The organism is Afipia clevelandensis ATCC 49720 (assembly GCF_000336555.1).
GTDB classification, from domain to species: Bacteria; Pseudomonadota; Alphaproteobacteria; order Rhizobiales; family Xanthobacteraceae; genus Afipia; species Afipia clevelandensis.
The window spans coordinates 2,410,540-2,429,853 of sequence record NZ_KB375281.1 but is presented as its reverse complement, the minus strand read 5'-3'; the positions used below and the strand labels follow the sequence as shown (position 1 = coordinate 2,429,853).

General features: G+C 62.5%; 21 protein-coding genes. 10 read left to right on the top strand and 11 right to left on the bottom strand.

The annotated features are described in order from the left end of the window. Positions 1–49 precede the first annotated feature (49 nt). Together pth and ychF are read left to right on the top strand one after the other, a co-directional pair. Positions 50–667, top strand: coding sequence for an aminoacyl-tRNA hydrolase (gene pth, locus HMPREF9696_RS11600; protein WP_002713200.1), 618 nt, complete (start codon positions 50–52; stop codon positions 665–667). A 115-nt stretch (positions 668–782) separates the two neighbouring features. After that, entirely contained in the window at positions 783–1,880 is a 1,098-nt protein-coding gene (gene ychF / locus HMPREF9696_RS11595; RefSeq protein WP_002713199.1) for a redox-regulated ATPase YchF, read from the top strand. Between the two features lie 51 nt (positions 1,881–1,931). On the opposite strand, the gene HMPREF9696_RS11590 is transcribed toward ychF, so the two are convergent. After that, positions 1,932–2,231 (bottom strand): DUF4282 domain-containing protein, encoded by a 300-nt coding sequence (locus tag HMPREF9696_RS11590; RefSeq protein ID WP_002713198.1) that lies wholly within the window; start codon positions 2,229–2,231, stop codon positions 1,932–1,934. A 160-nt stretch (positions 2,232–2,391) separates the two neighbouring features. On the opposite strand from HMPREF9696_RS11590, the gene HMPREF9696_RS11585 reads away from it, so the two are divergent. Together HMPREF9696_RS11585 and HMPREF9696_RS11580 are read left to right on the top strand one after the other, a co-directional pair. Beyond that, a complete protein-coding gene (locus tag HMPREF9696_RS11585) occupies positions 2,392–2,850 on the top strand; it encodes a MaoC family dehydratase (protein ID WP_002713197.1) in 459 nt (152 codons plus the stop codon). A gap of 9 nt (positions 2,851–2,859) precedes the next feature. Continuing rightward, complete coding sequence (locus HMPREF9696_RS11580) at positions 2,860–3,339, top strand: MaoC family dehydratase (protein ID WP_002713196.1); 480 nt, start codon at positions 2,860–2,862, stop codon at positions 3,337–3,339. A gap of 124 nt (positions 3,340–3,463) precedes the next feature. Here the strand turns inward: HMPREF9696_RS11580 and HMPREF9696_RS11575 are convergent, their stop codons facing one another. The 4 genes from HMPREF9696_RS11575 to HMPREF9696_RS11560 all read right to left on the bottom strand — a co-directional run bounded on the left by HMPREF9696_RS11575 (position 3,464) and on the right by HMPREF9696_RS11560 (position 6,083). Then, positions 3,464–3,877, bottom strand: coding sequence for a hypothetical protein (locus tag HMPREF9696_RS11575; protein WP_002713195.1), 414 nt, complete (start codon positions 3,875–3,877; stop codon positions 3,464–3,466). Positions 3,878–4,053: 176 nt separating this feature from the next. Further along, positions 4,054–4,941 carry a hypothetical protein gene (locus HMPREF9696_RS11570; protein ID WP_002713194.1) on the bottom strand — a complete coding sequence of 296 codons (888 nt, stop codon included), beginning with the start codon at positions 4,939–4,941 and terminating at the stop codon, positions 4,054–4,056. A 232-nt stretch (positions 4,942–5,173) separates the two neighbouring features. Beyond that, complete coding sequence (locus HMPREF9696_RS11565; protein ID WP_002713193.1) at positions 5,174–5,605, bottom strand: nuclear transport factor 2 family protein; 432 nt, start codon at positions 5,603–5,605, stop codon at positions 5,174–5,176. A 232-nt stretch (positions 5,606–5,837) separates the two neighbouring features. Beyond that, positions 5,838–6,083 (bottom strand): YMGG-like glycine zipper-containing protein, encoded by a 246-nt coding sequence (locus HMPREF9696_RS11560; protein WP_002713192.1) that lies wholly within the window; start codon positions 6,081–6,083, stop codon positions 5,838–5,840. A gap of 163 nt (positions 6,084–6,246) precedes the next feature. Between HMPREF9696_RS11560 and HMPREF9696_RS11555 the strand changes: the two genes are divergently transcribed. Next, positions 6,247–7,536, top strand: coding sequence for a serine hydrolase domain-containing protein (locus HMPREF9696_RS11555; RefSeq protein WP_002713191.1), 1,290 nt, complete (start codon positions 6,247–6,249; stop codon positions 7,534–7,536). Positions 7,537–7,547: 11 nt separating this feature from the next. Here HMPREF9696_RS11555 and HMPREF9696_RS11550 read toward each other — a convergent pair whose 3' ends face one another. Beyond that, positions 7,548–8,000, bottom strand: coding sequence for a nuclear transport factor 2 family protein (locus tag HMPREF9696_RS11550; protein ID WP_002713190.1), 453 nt, complete (start codon positions 7,998–8,000; stop codon positions 7,548–7,550). A gap of 281 nt (positions 8,001–8,281) precedes the next feature. Next, a complete protein-coding gene (locus HMPREF9696_RS11545; RefSeq protein ID WP_245259224.1) occupies positions 8,282–8,953 on the bottom strand; it encodes a hypothetical protein in 672 nt (223 codons plus the stop codon). Positions 8,954–9,126: 173 nt separating this feature from the next. On the opposite strand from HMPREF9696_RS11545, the gene HMPREF9696_RS11540 reads away from it, so the two are divergent. Both HMPREF9696_RS11540 and HMPREF9696_RS21675 read left to right on the top strand, forming a co-directional pair. Beyond that, complete coding sequence (locus tag HMPREF9696_RS11540) at positions 9,127–10,098, top strand: ATP-dependent 6-phosphofructokinase (RefSeq protein WP_002713188.1); 972 nt, start codon at positions 9,127–9,129, stop codon at positions 10,096–10,098. 194 nt (positions 10,099–10,292) lie between these two features. Beyond that, positions 10,293–10,550, top strand: a complete 258-nt coding sequence (locus HMPREF9696_RS21675) for a hypothetical protein (RefSeq protein ID WP_157133439.1) — start codon at positions 10,293–10,295, stop codon at positions 10,548–10,550. Between the two features lie 103 nt (positions 10,551–10,653). Here HMPREF9696_RS21675 and HMPREF9696_RS11535 read toward each other — a convergent pair whose 3' ends face one another. Together HMPREF9696_RS11535 and uvrB are read right to left on the bottom strand one after the other, a co-directional pair. After that, on the bottom strand, positions 10,654–11,010 hold the full coding sequence (locus HMPREF9696_RS11535) for a hypothetical protein (RefSeq protein ID WP_002713186.1): 357 nt from the start codon (positions 11,008–11,010) through the stop codon (positions 10,654–10,656). Between the two features lie 91 nt (positions 11,011–11,101). Further along, positions 11,102–13,984, bottom strand: a complete 2,883-nt coding sequence (uvrB, locus tag HMPREF9696_RS11530; protein WP_002713185.1) for an excinuclease ABC subunit UvrB — start codon at positions 13,982–13,984, stop codon at positions 11,102–11,104. Between the two features lie 154 nt (positions 13,985–14,138). Here uvrB and HMPREF9696_RS11525 point away from each other — a divergent pair, with 154 nt between their 5' ends. Then, positions 14,139–16,118 carry an alkyl/aryl-sulfatase gene (locus HMPREF9696_RS11525; protein ID WP_002713184.1) on the top strand — a complete coding sequence of 660 codons (1,980 nt, stop codon included), beginning with the start codon at positions 14,139–14,141 and terminating at the stop codon, positions 16,116–16,118. 2 nt (positions 16,119–16,120) lie between these two features. Here HMPREF9696_RS11525 and HMPREF9696_RS11520 read toward each other — a convergent pair whose 3' ends face one another. Both HMPREF9696_RS11520 and HMPREF9696_RS11515 read right to left on the bottom strand, forming a co-directional pair. After that, complete coding sequence (locus HMPREF9696_RS11520) at positions 16,121–16,873, bottom strand: anti-sigma factor (protein WP_002713183.1); 753 nt, start codon at positions 16,871–16,873, stop codon at positions 16,121–16,123. After that, positions 16,870–17,436, bottom strand: a complete 567-nt coding sequence (locus HMPREF9696_RS11515; protein ID WP_002713182.1) for a sigma-70 family RNA polymerase sigma factor — start codon at positions 17,434–17,436, stop codon at positions 16,870–16,872. Before HMPREF9696_RS11515 ends, HMPREF9696_RS11520 begins: the two co-directional genes overlap by 4 nt. A gap of 166 nt (positions 17,437–17,602) precedes the next feature. Between HMPREF9696_RS11515 and HMPREF9696_RS11510 the strand changes: the two genes are divergently transcribed. Together HMPREF9696_RS11510 and HMPREF9696_RS11505 are read left to right on the top strand one after the other, a co-directional pair. Continuing rightward, positions 17,603–18,379, top strand: coding sequence for a DUF4394 domain-containing protein (locus HMPREF9696_RS11510; RefSeq protein WP_002713181.1), 777 nt, complete (start codon positions 17,603–17,605; stop codon positions 18,377–18,379). A gap of 226 nt (positions 18,380–18,605) precedes the next feature. After that, entirely contained in the window at positions 18,606–19,310 is a 705-nt protein-coding gene (locus HMPREF9696_RS11505) for a glutathione binding-like protein (RefSeq protein ID WP_002713180.1), read from the top strand. Positions 19,311–19,314 lie beyond the last annotated feature (4 nt).

The following is a 19,314-nucleotide window of genomic DNA, read 5'->3' as shown; positions in this document are numbered from 1 at the left end:
GGCGCCTGCCGGCGGCGACAAGAAGAAGTAAGGAGCTGCGGCCCGAGCCATGCGCCTGTTCGTCGGACTGGGAAATCCCGGCGCGAAGTATCAGGGCAACCGGCACAATATCGGGTTCCTGGCTGTCGACGAAATCGCACGGCGTCATGGTTTCGCACCATGGCGCCGTCGTTTTCAGGGGGAGACCTCCGAAGGCCACATCGGCAACGGGCGCGTCATTCTGCTCAAGCCCACGACATATATGAACGAGTCAGGCAACGCGGTCGGCGAGGCCACGAAGTTCTTCAAGATGGGCGTCGGCGACATCACGGTGTTTCACGACGAGATCGAACTGCCGCCCGCGAAGCTGCGGGTCAAGATCGGCGGCGGCATCGCGGGACATAACGGCCTGCGTTCGATATCCGCGCATGTCGGCAACGACTATCGTCGCGTGCGGCTGGGCGTCGGACATCCCGGCGTCAAGGATCTGGTGCATCACCATGTCCTGTCAGATTTTGCCAAAAGCGAAATGCCGTGGGTCAAGGCGCTGTGCGAAGCGGTGGCCGACAACGCGGCGTTTATCGTGACCGGTCAGGACGCTTCGTTCGCGAACAAGGTGCATCTGGCAATGGATGCAAAGGGGTTTGGGAAGGACGGCGACGAGAGCGGGCCAAAGCCCGCGAAATAGTCGAGCGTCGCTACACGTCATTGCGGGCGAAGCGAAGCAATCCATAGCGAAAGAGGTGGATTGCTTCGTCGCTTCACTCCTCGCAATGACGAGAAAATGAGAAGTTGAGGATCAAATGGGTTTCAAATGCGGCATCGTCGGATTGCCTAATGTCGGCAAGTCCACTCTGTTCAATGCGCTGACGGAAACGGCTGCCGCGCAGGCGGCGAATTATCCGTTCTGCACCATCGAGCCGAATGTCGGCGCGGTGGCGGTGCCCGATCCGCGCCTCGACAAGCTGTCGGCGATCGCGAAGTCCGCCCAGATCATCCCGACGCAACTGACCTTCGTGGACATCGCGGGTCTGGTGCGCGGCGCATCGAAGGGCGAAGGCCTCGGCAACCAGTTCCTTGCCAACATCCGCGAGGTCGATGCGGTGGCGCATGTGGTGCGCTGCTTTGAGGATTCCGACATCACCCATGTCGAAGGCAAGATCGCGCCGCTGGCCGATATCGAGACCATCGAGACCGAACTGATGCTGGCCGATCTAGACAGCCTCGAGAAGCGCGTCGATAACCTGAGCAAGAAGGCCAAGGGCGGCGACAAGGATTCCAAGGAACAGCTCGATCTGGTCGAGCGCGCGCTGAAGCTGCTGCGCGACGGCAAGCCGACCCGCGGCATGGAGCGCAAGCCGGAAGAAGAACGTAATTTCCGCATGCTCGGGCTTCTGACATCGAAGCCCGTTCTCTATGTCTGCAATGTCGAGGAAGGTTCGGCCGCCACCGGCAACAGCTTCTCGCAGGCGGTGTTCGATCACGCCAAAAAGGAAGGCGCGGTCGCAGTGGTGATCTCCGCCAAGATCGAATCCGAGATCGCGACCCTGTCACGCGAGGAGCGCGTCGACTTTCTCGATACGCTCGGGCTGGAAGAAGCGGGCCTCGATCGCCTGATCCGCGCCGGTTACGAGTTGCTGCATCTCATCACCTATTTCACCGTCGGGCCGAAGGAAGCGCGCGCCTGGACCATCACCAAGGGCACCAAGGCGCCCGCGGCGGCGGGCGTGATCCACACCGATTTCGAGAAGGGCTTCATCCGCGCCGAAACGATTGCCTATGAGGACTACGTGGCACTCAACGGCGAAGCCGGTGCGCGGGATGCCGGAAAGCTGCGGCTGGAAGGCAAGGAATACATCGTCGCCGACGGCGACGTGATGCACTTCCGGTTCAACAACTGATCTTTCTGCTCCCTCGCCCCGCTCTTGCTGGGAGAGGTGCAATCATTTCATTTACATCTGCCGGTCGCGGCCCTGGTCGCGGATGGCGCCGAGATTCTCGTTGATCCGGAATACAATCAGGATCAGCTCGGCGCTGATGCGCGCCATGATGATCCCGACCACGATGCCGGCGAGCGCGGCGAGCAGCAGGATGAAGCCGCCGAACGGGCTGATCGCCATCATTGTCAGCGCGGAGAAGATGCCGGAGATGCCGAACAGGATCACCAGCGCGATGGCCAGCCAGTAGAACGCCTTGATGATCGCAGGCGTGATGAACCTGTCCCACTGGAAGAGATCCTGAAACTGAAACATGGTTTGTCTCCAGATGAGCCGGGAGGAGGGATGGCGGCAGGCGAACGGATGTCCGTTGTCGCATATTGCCGAAACGGACGGAAGGCGACCGGCAAACACCTTACTTGAGGTGTCTGCAAATAACGGCCAAACTGCGCCAATCCACAACGCGATTGAAACGATGAAACTGACATTTGAAGATTTCAAACCGGGACATTTCGGCACATTCGGACCGCACCATGTCTCCCGCGAAGATATTCTGGAATTCGCCACCGAATTCGATCCGCAGCCGATGCATCTGGACGAGGAGGCGGCACAGCGCTCGCTGCTCAAGGGCCTGTCCGGCTCAGGCTGGCACATGTGCTCGCTGCTGATGCGCATCTGCTGGGATGGTTTCATCCACAACATCGCGTCCGCCGGTTCTCCGGGTGTGGAGGAAGTGCGCTGGGTGTCGCCCTTGCGCCCCGGCGACGACCTGACGGTTTCGGTCGAGGTGCTGGACACCCGCCAGTCGAAAAGCCGCTCGGACGTCGGCTTCGTGCGGATCAAGAATGACATGCGCAATGCATCGGGGCAGACCCTGCTGTTGGGTACGCTGCCGCTGATGGTGCTGCGGCGCGCCGCGGCCGGCGCGAGTTAAGGAATTCCGATGCCATACTTTGAAGACGTCAAGATCGGCGATCGCCGCGAACTCGGCTCGTTCACGTTTCTCGCGGACGACATCAAGAAGTTTGCCGCCAAGTTCGATCCGCAGCCGTTTCACCTCGACGAGGAAGCGGGACGCAAATCCGTGTTCGGCGGTCTCGCCGCGTCGGGCTGGCATGTCTCCGCGATTTTCATGAAGCTCACCGTCGCGCACTTCAAGCGCGATGCCGAAGCGGCTCTGGCGCGCGGCGAGAAGCCTGTTCTGTCGGGGCCGTCTCCGGGATTCGACAATCTGAAATGGATCAAGCCGGTGCTGGCCGGCGATACGCTGACTTACTTGTCAGAAATCTCCTCGCTGCGTGTCCTCGAATCCCGCCCGCAATGGGGGCTGGTTGGATTTTTGAATACCGCCAGCAATCAGCGCGGCGAACTGGTGTTTTCGTTCGAGGGGAAAGCCTTCCTGCCGCGCAAGCCGCCCGTCTAGCTCTCAAGCAGCTTCGGATGAAAAAGCGCCGCCCGCTCGTGTCACAGAGAGGGCGGCAGCAAGTCTCAGGGAGAGCCTGCGCGCAAATCCTGCAGGATCAGGCGCGCAGTAAGTCCGGAATGATTCAGTCCTGGCGCGGCTCGGGCGCGGTTCGCTTCCACTGCGCGAGGTTGTCGGCAATCATCCGCGTCGATTTCATCGCCGTCTGGCCGAGCTGCGCGTAGCCGGCCAGCTCGCGCTGGATGCGCTGGCCTTCATTGTGCATCAGCGTGCGCAGGCCTTCGAGTTCGGTGATCAGGTTTTCGATCTCGCTGAGTGACGCGCCGGCGACACGATGGATCAGGGTGTTGACGCTGCTCACCGCGGCGTCCGCTGACGTGTCGTTTGAAGCGTCGGCGGCCGGGGCTGCGGGCGTGCGGCGCAGATAGGCGACGTCCTTGCGGACGAAGTCGCGAATGCCGGCTTCCACTTCGGTCACGGCGGCGAGGTTCTTGTCCTCATCGGTGATTTCGGACTTTTCGGCCTGAAGAGCGTTCATCGGCTGTTCCTTGTTTCGCAGGTTGAGCGAGCGCGGATGTCCCCCGCACGATGTATTGACCGGTATATCAGTCCAGTCGATCGTGACCGAAACGCGGCGGCGGTACGGCGAAGACAGATTCATACCGTGGACAAAGCGGGAATGCGCGGCATGGTAGCCGGAAGGTTAAGCGGAACTTACCAGCGCGCCTTGAAGCCGGCGCTGAGGCTGCTGTTGGCGAAGCCGCTCGGCGTTTCGCTGACCGAACCTGTGACAAGCAGGCCGCCGAAGAATTTCTGCTCGGCCGCGACGCGGCGCAGCCACTTGTCATCGGCTGACGAATGGGTCTGGCCGGCGATGAAGGTGGTGCCGGTTTCGACGATGCCGAGTTTCGCGGTCTGCTCGCTTTCGTAAATCCGCTGCGATGCGCCGAGGCCGAACAACGGCACCAGCGTTTGCTGCGTGACATTGTATCCCTGCTGCAGCGTCAGGGAATATCTGTCGCCGCCGAACGGAACGGACTTGGTGAGCAGGGTCGCGAGGCGGCTCTGCTCCTGTCCGGGATCGGTGCGCGCCTCGACGGCTGTCTTGTCCCACACCGATGCGACGCCGGGCGCGGTAATCGCCGCCCATGCGCTGCCTGACGATTGCGTGACGTCATTGTCGATTTTCCGCAGCAGCACCTCGGACGCGACCGTGGGCGTCCGGCCCGCCACGGTGATATCGGCGCCGACCTGGGTGTTGAGGAACGGACTGACAGGCTGCTTGATCGCGACGGCGGACGATCCATCCGGCCTGTCGTTGCGGCTCCATGACCACGGATCGTCGAGCGCGGCGCGGACCTTGCGGTCGATCGCTGCTGGCGATTCGGTTTCGTAGATCGAGCGCGGGTCGCCGTTAAGGATGCTCCAGTCGATCTCGGAGTCGGGAGGCACGGCGACGTCAGCCGGCGTCGTTTCGCCTGCCACGGGCTCATCGTCTTCAGCGTGCGCGAGACGGCTTGTTGCGATGGAGAGGCCGCACAGGACTGCCAGCGTGATCGACATCCAGCGTTGAGGCGAGGGATGAAGCATTCGCGGGAGCATGGCATTCCAGGTCATTCAGGGCTGATCGGAGGTCACGGAGTCAGCGACGTGTCGGACGGGCAGGGCGCGCTTGCGCTGCAACACCGTCCGCCGCGATCTTGTCTCAATTCTGTTTGTCGCAATTGTGACTGCGGGCTTCGGGCCGCTCACGCCAACGAAAAAGCCCTGCGCAGGCAGGGCTTTTTCGTCATCGCCATGTCACGATGGCGGTCAGGCAGTCGTTAGGTAATTGTCAGGCAATCTTGGGCAGATGAATCTGGCGGCCCAGCGCCTGTTCGACGAGGTCGAACGTGTCGATCACGGCACGCAGGCTGGTCAGGCGGCCGGCATTGAAGGTCGCGAAGATGGCGATCCGGATGCTGATCGGCTGGCCCGATGCGGTCGGGGTCAGCGAGTAGCGCATCAGCGATGCGGCGGAGTTTTCACCCAGCATCACCGACTCCCGCTCAAACCGGTGGAGATTGACGATGTCGGAGATTTCGCGAACGACGTCGACCACCGCGCGCTTGCCCTGGCGCGGCCCGAGGAAGGCGAACATGTCGATCGGGCCGTAGATCGCCCAGTCGATGTTGTCGTCCAGAATCGATTCGAGGTGATCGGTCTGGCGCTCGTTCAAGGCGCGATGAAACGCGCGAGAAAAACGCCAGAGGCTGTGCTCTGTCATTTTGAGGTCCTGAAATGTCGCCTGGTAGCAACAGCGAATGGCCTACGTAACGTCGTCGATGACGTCCGGCCAAAAAGCTGAAATTCCAATTATTTGTATGCCAGATAGCAAGTTCCGCCCGGATGACAAGCCGCAATACTGCAATGCACAAATGCGAGAAAAGCGGGATTACCGCCCAATGTTCAATCAGGACGTGCGTTCGCACAAAGCTGCGGCAGCGCTTAACCGGTTGTTAGGATTCGCTTTCCATCCGCAGGCGCTTGCGGGACGCGGCATAGGCCGCCCAGATCGCGCCGGTCAAACCGCCCAGCACCGCGCCGATCGGCGCAAAGGTGAAGAACACCAGCATCGCGCTGTAACCCTCGAAATCGGTGGTCCTGAAAATGCTGGTCCAGGCGACGCCGGCCAGAATGCCGAGCGCTGCTCCGAGAATGAGACCCGCAATGGTCCCCAGAGCGGCGATAAGAACTGTCTTCATTATGTCCCTCGTGATCCGGAAACCTGTCCGGGCAAAGGTTGGTCGGGCGGCGGGGTCAACCGGTTCATCCGGGGAGCGCTTGTGCGCCGTACCGTCCCGCGCCATCCTCGGCGTGAATTGAACTGACCTTGCTGCTTTCATAAAAAATGTTTGGGAAACGCCGATGACCTTCCTTTCAGCCTTGTGCCGGCTGCGCATGGCGGCGGCCATCTGCGTCCTGATAACCGGGACGGCTGCAAAAGCGGAGGTATCCGGCGCAGCTTCCGTCAGTCCCTGCGGCCCGTCATTCTCGCAATCGGGACCGGATGCGGAGGCCTATGGCGCCGGCCGCAACTATCCGCTCGGCACCATCGCGGACCGGGCGAAGCAGGAGTACATGGTCGCGACATTCAGCAACTTCGACAAACTGCTGCCGGCGCATGCGGTTCTGCCGCCTGCGGAGCCATCGCCACTGGCGCGCGCGTGCGACAGCGGCGGCTGGCGGTATGACTTCGACGGGGAGCGCCGCACGATTGATCAGTATCTGGCGCGGCATCCCGCGACCGGCCTTTTGATCGTGCGGGACTCGACCATCCTGTTCGAGCGCTATCAGTATGGACGGCGCGACACCGACCGCCTGCTGTCCAACTCGATGGTGAAAACCATGGTGGCGATGCTGGTCGGCATCGCGATCAAGGAGGGCAAGATCCGCTCTGTCGAGGATCTGGCGCAGGATTATGTGCCGGAAATGAAAGGCAGCGCCTATGGCCAGACCTCGCTGCGCGCGCTGCTGACCATGAGCGCGGGCATCGCGTTCTCGGAGCGATATGACGGCACGGACGATGCCTTCGCCTTCAGCCGTGACCTGCGCCGCTCCGACCTGCCGAATGCTGCCAATCTGCTTCGCCGTTACAGCAACCGCGATGCCCCGCCGGAAACGAAATTCGCCTATGCCGGCACCCAGACCGAAACCCTCGGCCTCGTTCTGACAGCGGCGACCGGCAAACGGCTCGCCGATTATCTGTCGGAGAAAATCTGGAAGCCGATGGGCGCGGAGGACGAGGCGAGCTGGACCGTCGACGGTCACAATCAGGAGCAGGCCTATTGCTGTCTCGCCGCGCGGCTGCGCGACTATGCGCGCTTCGGGCTTCTACTCGCGCGCGATGGCGGCGGCGTTATTCCGGAAGCGTGGGTGATCGAGGCGACCACCGCGCCGGAAGGATCGTTCCGCGCGCCGCGCGTGGCGACACCGTTCTATGGCTACGGCTATCAGACCTGGATTATGCCGGCGAAGCGGCGCATGTTCGCGATGCTCGGCACCAACGGGCAGGCAATCTTCGTCGATCCTGCGTCAAAGCTGGTGCTGGTACATACCGCCGTCCGTCTCAAGCCCAATCGGGACCCCGCCGCGCGCGAACTGACGGCGCTGTGGTTCGGCCTTGTGCGCGAACTCGGGGTCGCCGCGGCGCGATGATCCGCCCGCGGCTACCGCATCACATCCTTCATGCGGACGGCGAACTCGTCGGTGAGATCGCGCCCCAGCAACTGCTGGATCAGATCGAACGAGTCGAACATCGAGCGATGCTCGGTGATGAGGCCATCGCGCAGCGTGAAGAATTCTCCGACGTGAAGCGTGATCACGCGCCGATCGCCGCGCTTGGTGAGCGCGGCCTGGGTCAGTGTCGCGGCCTGCACCTCGTCGGCGATGACGAATTCGATTGTGTAGCGCCGTTCGGCATAGCGCTCTTTCTGAATCCGGATCGCCTGCGCGATCCAGTCCCGGCCCTGATGGAAGCCGAGATGGGGGAAAATCTCGACGGGCGCGTGGGTCAGGGAGGTGAAGGTATCGGCGCAGCAACTTTCCATGCGCGCGACCTCGCCAACGTAATAGGAGTCAATGAATGTCCGGACGCAGGCTTCGGATTTTTGATTGTTCATTGCATTGCCTCCCCAAACCGTGCGGTTCCGTAAGCGGGAACCCCATCGGGATCAAGCAGCACGCGCCATGAAGTTTAACGGAATCTCTCCAATCTAGCGATCATTGTCTGCGCTAGTGGAGTGGATTTGACATTCGCGACCTGCGGGCAGCGAGTCCTCAAAGCGAATGTCAAATCAAGAACTCCACTAGAAATCAGGATTTGCCAGTGGTCCTTTGATTCTAACATTCGCAGGGGTGCCTGCTGAAACGGGATGCGAATGTCAGAATCGGACCACTGGCATCAGTGGTAATGGATGCTCCATTGGACCACCTGCGGACGCACGCGGCGCAGGATCAGGTTGGTCGAGGCGATCAGCACATCACCCGTTACCGATGCGAAGCGTGACGGCAGCGGACTGGCAATGCCCGGCTCGAAACGGATTTTCAGCGTGCAGCCGCCCGGCAGATTCACGAAGGGGCCGCCGAGCTTCGATGCCTCGCCGCCGCCGATGCCGCCGAACCCGGTGAGACTGAAGCCGCCACCGTTGAGCTTTTCGAGTTCGCGCAGCGTCAGGCCGTTGCGCACGCCGCCGGGGCCGGTCCATGTCGACGGTGCTTCGATGGAGGCTGCCAGAGGTTTGGTCCGTGTTTTTTCGTCCTTCCAGAATACCACCAGCCGCCGCGTCGGATCGGCGTCGAACAGCACGGTGGCCTTGGTCAGCACGTTGCTGGTGACCTCCACGTCCTTGAAGGCGACATTCTTCGCGCCGAATGCGGCCACCAGCTTGTCGTGCGTGGTGTCCTTCGCGAACGGGCCTTCACAGGTCAGCGACGGCGCTTGGGGCGCATCCTTCAGATTGTTGAGCGAGGTATCCTGCGCCATCGGCTCGGCCGGTTTGGCGGGCTTCTTCGCAGCTTCTGCGCCGGTCATGGCAAGAGCGATGATCAGCAGCGCACCTGAGAAAGATGTCATGCGGGTCATTCGCGGGGCCTGTCATAAACCTGTGTGATTGTTACATTCGCTATAGGACCGCGAGGAACGGTTTCGCGCAAGGTGCATTATCCCCATCCGATCTGATCGGGGACGTGCGCGGCCCGCCCGGGGCCACATGGACGGCAAGCAAATCACATCCTAAAGTTCTCCTCATGAAAGCAATTGCGATCCTGACCAGCGGCGGCGACGCTCCCGGCATGAATGCGGCGATCCGCGCGGTCACGCGCAGCGCGCTCAATCGCGATATCGCGGTCTATGGCGTGCGCGAAGGCTGGCAGGGCCTGATCGACGATCGCATGACCCGGCTCAACGCGCGCGATGTCGGCGGCATCATCCAGATCGGAGGCACGTTTCTGGGCAGCGCGCGCTCGAAGGAATTCCGCGAGGAGGGCGGGCGCTCGAGGGCGCTGCGCAATCTGTCGACGCGCGGCATCGACGCGCTGGTGGTGATCGGCGGCAACGGCTCGCAGACCGGTTCGGCAGCGCTGCACGCGCTCGGATTTCCCGTGGTCGGCGTGGCCTCGACCATCGACAACGACCTGTACGGCACCGACGTTACCATCGGCTGCGACACCGCGATCAACGTGACGGTCGGGGCCATCGACAATCTGCGCACCACGGGTTCGTCGCACACCCGCGCGTTTCTGGTCGAGACCATGGGCCGCAACTGCGGCTACCTCGCCATGATGGCGGGCCTCGCCGGCGGCGCCGAAGTCATCTCGACGCCGGAGTTCGAGGTCTCGGCGGCGGAGATCGCCAAGCGGTTGCGCGCGGCCTATGAGCGCGGCAAGACCCACGCCATCGTGGTGCTGGCCGAAGGCGTGAAAGAGAACGCCGCGCGCATCCTCGAATACTTCGCCGGCAACGGCGGCATGGGCGGATTCGAACTGCGCGCCACCGTGCTGGGCCATGTGGTGCGCGGCGCGCCGCCCACCGCGTTCGACCGGCTGCTGGCGACGCGGCTTGGCGTGGCGGCGCTGACCTCGCTGGCGGAAGGCGTTTCCGGCGTTCTGGTCGGCGAGCAGCGCGGCGAGATCACGCGCACGCCGCTGGCGGAAATCGCCGGACGCACCAAGCCGATTTCCACCAGCCTGATTGATCTTGCGCGCGTGCTCGCACAATAATTTTCAGCGCAGCGGGGGAACGCCGTTGCTTCAGCGCAGCATGTCGTTGCCGGTGTAAGAGAAAATCAAAAGGCAACACCTGCCGGTGAGGTGAGCGCGCAAGCGCTGTTCCGCATGGACAGATGAATGTCCGGTGCTAGTATGTTGTCCGCACCCGACGGGACGATGGGACGCTGTCCTTGATCAGAGACAGCATGATCGCTGCAAGACGTCCTGCTCCGGCGCACCGAGTTTTCTCGGAGAACGCCGCGATGACGCGGCACGAATTGAAAGCTGGGCTAAAAAACGTGGCGACGGACAACGTCGGCGGCGGGATTTGTGATGAGTCCCGATGTGTCGACGTTGCGCCGGCTTCGCTGGTTAAGGTCGTCATTGCGAGGAGCGAAGCGACGAAGCAATCCAGCTCTTTCCTGACTTTTCAAGAATGGATTGCTTCGCTTCGCTCACAATGACGAAACGGGGCACAGGGCCGCGCATGACGAGCGGATGACCCCGACTGCAGCGCATCAGCTTCGGTGATTGCAAGACTTTCCGCGCGCTGGACTTCCTTTCGGCTCAGGATTTCGCCGGCGTTTTCTTCGTAGCCTTCTTTGGCGCCTTCGGCTTGCCGGCTTTCGCGGCCGCCGCAATCTTCTTCGCAGCCTCCTTGGCCGCGTCGGTGGCCTGGCGCATCGCGCGGGCGTGACTGTAGGCCGCGTTGTCGGCGGACATCTGCAGCCGCTTCACGGTGGCGGTGCCGATCTCCAGCACATCCCTGGCAAGCTGCTTGTTGAGTTGCTTGCCCTGCGCGTCCTTCGCCTTCGCGGCAAGCGCAGCGTAACGATCCCGCTGCTTCTTCACGGCGGCGGTGAGAGTCTTGTGCTGCTGCTTTGCAAGCTGCCGGATGATCGCATCCAGATCGGCGTCGGCCATGTGGTCGGTCCCCTAGGTCTTACTCAGATAGTCGCATTCGGAAATCTGACGATGACCTAGCAGGGGGCGAGGGGGGATGGCAAATAGACGCCTACCTCTTCTTCCATCCGCCGCGCTTGCCGGGCGCACCGCCGGTGGAGCGGCCGGGTGACCCCGTTGGACGACCGCCGAATTCGGGGCCGGACTGGCGCGAGTTGGTCGGCTGGAAGATCTTGCTCTCGGTGCCCGGTCCCATCTCATCCAGCGTCGGCTTGCGCGCGCGCGATTTCATCTTTGCGGCCGCGCGATCAAGCTGCGCCGGAAGATTGGCGGCATCGCCGTACTTCTTCTTGCCGGCGTAAGCGCCTGCCTTCGCCTGCACGCCGCGCTGCTTGATGGTCGGATCGTCCACCACAGCGAGCTCAGTGGCGCGGAGACGCTTGACCTCGTCACGCAGGCGCGCGGCTTCCTCGAAATTGAGATCGGCCGCGGCCTCGCGCATCCGGGTTTCGAGATCGGCCAGCACCGCCTCGAAGTTGTGACCGATCGCGACCGCGTCGTCGGCCATGCCGCCGTCGCCGATTTCCACCAGCACATGATCGCGCTCGTAAACGCTGCCGAGAATGTCGCCGATGTCGCGCTTGATGCTCTCCGGCGTGATGCCGTGGGCTGTGTTGTATTCGACCTGCTTTTCGCGGCGACGGTCGGTCTCGGCGATGGCGCGCTCCATCGAGCCGGTGATCTGGTCTGCGTACAGGATCACCTTGCCGTCGACGTTACGTGCGGCGCGGCCGATGGTCTGGATCAGTGACGTCTCCGAGCGCAGGAAGCCTTCCTTGTCGGCATCGAGGATCGCGACCAGCGCGCATTCCGGAATGTCGAGGCCTTCGCGCAGCAGATTGATGCCCACCAGCGCATCGAAGGCACCGAGGCGCAGGTCGCGGATGATCTCGATGCGCTCGATGGTGTCGATGTCGCTGTGCATGTACCTGACACGAATACCCTGCTCATGCAGATATTCGGTGAGGTCTTCAGCCATGCGCTTGGTCAGCACTGTGATCAGCGAGCGATAACCGTTGCGCGCGGTCTCGCGCACTTCGCCGACCAGATCGTCCACCTGGGTGCGGGCGGGGCGGATGTTGACCGGCGGGTCGATCAGTCCGGTCGGTCGAATGACCTGCTCCACGAACACGCCGCCGCTCTCGTTCAGTTCCCAGGCGCCCGGCGTCGCCGACACGGCGACCGATTGCGGGCGCATCATGTCCCACTCTTCAAAGCGCAGCGGGCGGTTGTCCATGCAAGAGGGCAGGCGGAAGCCATATTCCGCAAGTGTCGCCTTGCGGCGGAAGTCGCCTTTGAACATCGCGCCGATCTGTGGAATGGTGACGTGGCTTTCGTCGGCGAACACCAGCGCGTTGTCCGGCACATACTCGAATAATGTCGGCGGCGGCTCGCCCGGCTTGCGGCCGGTCAGATAGCGCGAATAATTCTCGATGCCGGCGCAGCTGCCCGTCGCCTCCATCATTTCCAGATCGAATGTGGTGCGCTGCTCGAGGCGTTGCGCCTCAAGCAGGCGGCCCTGCGCGTTCAACTGATCGAGCCGCCATTTCAATTCGGCCTTGATGCTCTTCATCGCCTGAATCAGCGTCGGGCGCGGTGTCACATAATGCGAGTTGGCGTAGATCTTGATGAACTCAAGCTCGTCCTGCTTGTGCCCGGTGAGCGGATCGAACTCCTCGATGCTTTCGATGGTGTCGCCGAACATGTTCACGCGCCACGAACGGTCTTCATAGTGCGCCGGGAAGATGTCGATAGTGTCGCCGCGCACGCGGAAGGTGCCGCGGGTGAAATCCGCCGACGTGCGCTTGTATTGCAGCGCGACGAGATCGGCGATGAGCTGGCGCTGGTCGACGCGCTCGCCCTTCTTCATCGCGAAGGTCATCGCGGTGTAGGTCTCGACCGAGCCGATACCGTAGATGCATGACACCGACGCCACGATGATAACGTCGTCGCGCTCCAGCAGCGCGCGCGTCGCGGAGTGGCGCATCCGGTCGATCTGCTCATTGATCGAGGAATCCTTCTCGATATAGGTATCGGTGCGCGGCACATAGGCTTCGGGCTGGTAGTAGTCGTAATACGAAACGAAATACTCGACCGCGTTGTCGGGGAAGAAGCTCTTGAATTCGCCGTAAAGCTGCGCCGCCAGCGTTTTGTTGGGCGCGAGGATGATCGCCGGGCGCTGCGTAGCCTCGATCACCTGCGCCATGGTGTAGGTCTTGCCCGAGCCGGTGACGCCGAGCAGCACCTGCGTGCGGTCGTTGCGCTGGATGCCTTCGACCAGTTCCCTGATCGCGGTGGGCTGGTCGCCCTTCGGCTGATAGTCGGATTTCAGTTCAAAGCGCACGCCGCCTTCGGACTTCTCCGGGCGGGGCGGGCGATGCGGCGTCCAGACCTTCAGCGAGCCGTCATCCTTACGGAATTCGGGCCGCCCGTCGCGAATGAGATTTTCCAGTGCATCGGCGGTCGCCTTGACGCCGAGGCTTTCCATCTTGTTGCGGGCGGGGCGGAACGAGTCGTCATCTTCGACATCGTAGCCGAGCTGCTTTGCCAGTTCGGGATCGAGGGTCGGGATCGGCGCGCTGGTGCCGTAGTTGGCCTGCGGGGCTTCCTCGAAACCGCCCGACGTCTGGATTCTCGCGCCGGGAGGCTGCGGGGCCGGTTGCAGCGGGGTCGGGCGCGGCTCGCCTTGCACAAAATCCTTCGGCGTCGATTTCCGGGCGCGGTGGATTGCGGCCTCGCCGCCCGAGCGCCGGTCCTTTGAATTGTCCGGTGGCGGCTGCAGGCCGGTGCCCGAGCCCATGCCCGCATCGCCGCGGTTGATCGCCGGGTTCAACAGCTCCGCCAGCGCAGGGCCGATCGGCTGCACATCGGGACGATGCGCTTTCGATTTCGGGGTTTTCGGAGGCTTCTTCGCGGAATCGGGGTTCTTCGCCATGGGCGGAATATGGGGCGCGAAGCGTGGAGAGAAAAGGGCGATTTCTTCGGCGGGAGGGGCGAAGTTTGCGATGAAACCTGTGCAGATGTCCTGCTAGGCTGGAACCAACGTGCGGTGCATGCCGAAAGCCGCGCGACAAGTCCGGGGAGGTCTCATGCCGTATACATGCACCGCCAGATTGCTGGCCGTAGCTCTGTTTGCCGTCGCGCCGCTAACGCCATCCTTCGCCCAGTCGAAGGATGCTGAACCTGCCAGCCGTGCGGTCAATGACGCCTTTCTCAAGACGCTGCCGTTCAATGACCGGGCCGATTTCGAGGATGCGCGGCGCGGCTTCATCGCGACATTGCCGGACGGCATCGTTCCCGGGCCTACCGGCAAGCCGGCCTTCAACACCAAACAGTACGATTTCCTCAAAAGCGATCAGGTCCCGGCCACGGTCAATCCCAGCCTGTGGCGGCAGGCGCAGCTCAACGCCATCAACGGTCTCTTCAAGGTGACGGAGCGGGTCTATCAGGTGCGCGGGATCGACCTTGCCAATCTCACCATCATCGAGGGCGATACCGGCCTGATCCTGATCGACCCGCTGCTGTCGAACGAGACCGCTAGGGCTGCGCTCGATCTCTACCTGAAGAACCGGCCCGCCAAGCCGGTGGCGGCGGTGATCTACAGCCACAGCCATGCCGATCACTTCGGCGGCGCCAAGGGCGTCATCACCGAGGACGACGCCAAGTCGGGCAAGGTCAAGGTGATCGCGCCGGACGGCTTCATGGAACATGCGGTGGCGGAGAACGTCATCGCGGGCAATGCGATGTCACGCCGCGCGCAATACCAGTTCGGCAGCGCATTGCCGGTGGGCGACCGCGCGCAGATCGACACCGGTCTCGGCAAGGCGCTCGCCATGGGGTCGATTTCGCTGATCCCGCCGAACGATGTGATCAAGCAATCCTACGAAACCCGTAAGATCGACGGCGTGGAGATCGAGTTTCATCTGGTGCCCGGTTCGGAGGCGCCCAGCGAGATGATCATGTACTTCCCCCAGTTCAGGCTGCTGAACATGGCGGAAGACGCCACCCATAACATGCACAATCTCTACACGCTCCGCGGCGCGGAAATCCGCGATGGCCGGTTGTGGTCGCGCTATATCAGCGAGGCCATCGCGCGCTATGGCGACAAGACGGACGCGGTGATCGCGCAGCATCACTGGCCGATGTGGGGCAACGAGCGCATCGTCGCCTATCTGGGCAAGCAGCGCGATCTCTACAAGTTCATCCACGACCAGACCGTGCGCCTGCTCAACCACGGCCTGACGCCGACCGAGATTGCCGAACAGTTGAAGCTGCCGCCGTCGCTGGCGAACGACTGGGCCTCGCGCGGCTATTACGGCTCGCTCAGTCACAACGCCAAGGCGGTCTATCAGTTCTATCTCGGCTGGTACAACGCCAATCCCGCCGACCTCAATCCGCTGCCGCGCGCCGAAGAAGCGAAGAAGCAGGTGGAATATATGGGCGGCGCGGAGGCGGCTATCAAACGCGCGCGCGAGGATTACAAGGCCGGACAGTATCGCTGGGTCGCCAGCGTGATGAGCAAGTTGGTGTTCGCCGATCCGGCCAACAGGGAGGCGCGCGAGCTTGGCGCGGATGCGCTCGAACAGCTCGGCTATCAGAGCGAGACCGCAACCTGGCGCAACGCCTACCTGCTCGGCGCGCTGGAATTGCGCAAGGGCGTCGGCCCGCAGCCGCCCGCGCTGGTGAATGCCGAACTGCTGAAGGGCATTTCGATTGATCTTGCGTTCGATTTCCTCGGTGTGCGGTTGAACGCGGCGAAGGCTGAAGGCAAGAAAATCGTCATCAACTGGACCTTCACCGATCTCAACCAGACCTATGTGATGAATCTGGAGAACTCCGCGCTCACCCACACCGCGGGCAAGCTCTCCGACAACGCCGACGCCAGCGTGACCCTGACGCGCGCCGCGCTCGACGCCATCACACTCAAGCAGCGGACCTTCCTCGGCAGCGTATTGACCGGCGACGTGTCGGTGGGCGGCAATCCGTTCAAGCTGCGCGAGCTGTTCGGCCTGCTCGATGAGTTCTCGACCGGATTTGAAATCGTGGAGCCGAAGAAGGCGGTGGAATAAGGTTACAGCGTGCGGGCTGCGTTCCCTTTGAACAGGATCGGGCCTGTCGGCCTGCCGATCGGCGATCCGCCCTCCGGTTCGAGCGTGATCTCGAACAACTGATCGGCCGCTGTTTCCGGAAGTGCGCTGAGATCGAGCTGCAGCGTGCGCGACCGGTTTGTCAGGCCGATCGACTTGGGGCCGATGGCGCGGTCCCACAAGGTCCAGACCTGCAATGCGCGGCCGGGCGGCACGTCGATTGCCCTCAGCGGGATCAACTCGACGCGGCCGTTCGCGAACGCATTGACCACGGCGCCCGCTTCCCTCGTGTTGTCGTTGACGAGAATCGCGACATAGACCGGCTTGCTCTGTGCCAGTGCGACCAGATCGCGGCGCAATTCTTTGGAGGTCGAGATTGCGCCGATGGCGATCACGGCGAAGAACAGTGCCGCAAGGCCGCTGGCGAGCCCGGCCGTTCGCCAGAACTTCAGGTCGTTCCATATCGTCGCGCCGATCATCGCGTTGCGTATGCCGGGAAGTGCGCTGACGGATTCCTTTCCCGTGGTTTCTGCGATGCGCTTCCACAGGTCAGGTCCGGGCTTGACCGGTTCGGCGGAGGCGTCGAAATCCGCAAGCCGTTCGCGCCATGCATTGACCGCGCGCGCAAACACCGCGTCGGTCTGCATGCGATTTTCCGCAGCCGCTGCGTCCGCGTCGCCGAGCAGACCCATGACGTAGTCGGCGGCCATATCGTCGCGCTCGTCCTGCATGCTCATCCCATGCACTCCTGAAGCGAGATCAGGCTGCGGCGCACCCAGCTCTTGACCGTGCCAAGTGGCACCTTGAGGCGCCCGGCGAGTTCGCCATGACTCATGCCGTGTGCATAGGCAAGCACCACGACGTCTCGGCGCGGGCGCTCGATCGCTTCGAGGCAGCGGCGAAGGGCGCTCGTTTCGGGCAGCCGCGACATGGCATCGTCGGCCGTGATCTCGTGAATCTCGTCGGCCGGGTCGTAACGGTGTTCGCTGCGATAGATGCTGAGTGCGCGGTTGCGAACGATGGCATAAAGCCAGCCAATCGCGCTGCCGCGCTGGGGGTCGAATCCCGCTGCGCCCTGCCAGATCCGCACAAATGCGTCGTGCACCGCTTCCTCAGCCAGATCCTGGCGGATCAGGATGCGGCGGGTGACGCCAATCATGCGCGCGGACTCGCTGTCGTAGATCATCTGGAGCGCGCTGCGGTCACCCACGGCGCATCGCGCCAGCGCAGCCGCAAGTTGAGCGTTGCGCGCGTGATCCAGCAGGGAACTTTGTGTGCGGGCGTCCAAGGCGTCGGTCATCCAGCGGAGTTTGCATGGCCTTTATACTTCGTCGGTGCGGCATTTGGATGCACGCGCGCCAAAAAAATTTTGGGAAGGCGTGCATCCGTTGGTCGTTGCCGCCGGTATCGCCTGTATCGGTCCCCGCACCTTGTCCGGAGGGACCGTCGAAACACAGGAGCTCTCTATGAAGATTCGTTCTGTTTTGGCCGCGTCCGCCGCACTTTTGATGACGTCTGCCGCAGCCAATGCGGCCCAGGTCGCGGCTCTTGTCGGCAATGATACGATCGCGACGGTCGACACCGCCCAGAAGAAGGCGATCGGTTCCGTAAAGGTCACCGGCATTTCCGGTGCGCTGGTCGGGATTGATGTGCGTCCTGCCGACGGCATGCTGTACGGACTGGTCGACGACGGCACCGTGGTGACCATCGCCAAGGACGGAAAGGCCACAATGAAATCGAAGCTCGACACCATGATCGCCAAGGGCGTTGCGGTAACGGTGGATTTCAATCCCGTGGCGGATCGTCTGCGGGTCATGGGCGCGGACGGCATGAACTTGCGCGCCAATGTCGATGACGGAAAGGTCACCAAGGATGGCGATCACAAATATGCCGACGCCGACATGCACAAGGGCGAGAAGCCGAACATCGTGGCCGGCGCCTACACCAACTCGGTGAAGGGCACCAAGGAAACCGCGCTTTACAATATCGACGCGACGATCGGCGGCTTGATCAAGCAGGCGCCGCCAAATGACGGCGTGCTCGGCGCGGTCGGCAAGCTCGGCATCAAGCCCACGACCGCGGCATTCGACATCTGGTCGGATGGCAACGGCAAGAATGAAGCCTGGATGATGGCCGGCGACACGCTCTACAGCGTCGATCTGGCCACCGGCAAGGCGACGGAAGCCGCGAAGATCTCCGGCGTCAGCGGCACGGTGAAGGACATCGCGATTCTCGGGATGTGATGCCTTCGACCCGGGCGCTCTCCCGGTCGTAAGGTGATGACGGCGCCGCGTGTCTCCTCTGCGTGGCGCCGTCATTTTTTTGTGACCGAACCGGCCGCGCGAAAGCCGCGCAGCAGGGGCGGGCGCGCTTGACACCGGCCCCTTGGGCGAGTTTCATGCAATCGCATTGACTTTGCCGCGCGCATCGCCGGGCCTTAAGCCCCGCGGATCAAGCCAAGGAAAAAAGATGATCGACCTCTATTACTGGCCGACGCCGAACGGCCACAAGATCACGATGTTTCTCGAAGAAGCCGGCCTTCCGTACACGATTCACCCGGTGAACATCGGCACCGGCGATCAGTTCAAGCCCGACTTTCTGGCGTTCTCGCCGAACAATCGCATGCCGGCGATGATCGACCATGCGCCTGCGGACGGTGGCGCTCCGGTGAAGATTTTCGAATCCGGCGCGATCCTGATCTATCTCGCCGAAAAGACCGGCAAGTTTTTGCCGTCCGATCTGCGCAAGCGCTTCGATGTGATCCAGTGGCTGATGTGGCAGATGGGCGGCCTCGGCCCGATGGCCGGGCAGAACCATCACTTCAGCAACTATGCGCCCGAAAAAATTCCCTATGCCATCGACCGCTATGTCAACGAGACCAACCGGCTTTACGGCGTGCTCAACCGCCGCCTTGCCGATCGCGACTATGTCGCAGGCGATTACTCCATTGCCGACATGGCGGCGTATCCGTGGATCGTGCCCTATGAACGGCAGGGCCAGAAGCTGGAAGACTTCCCGCATCTCAAGCGCTGGTTTGAGACCATCAAGGCGAAACCGGCGACCGTGCGCGCCTATGCGGTCGGGCCGACGGTGAATTCAAGTCTCGGCAAGACATTCACTGACGAGCAGAAGAAGGTTCTGTTCGGGCAGACCGCTTCGGTCGTGAGAGGTTGAGGCA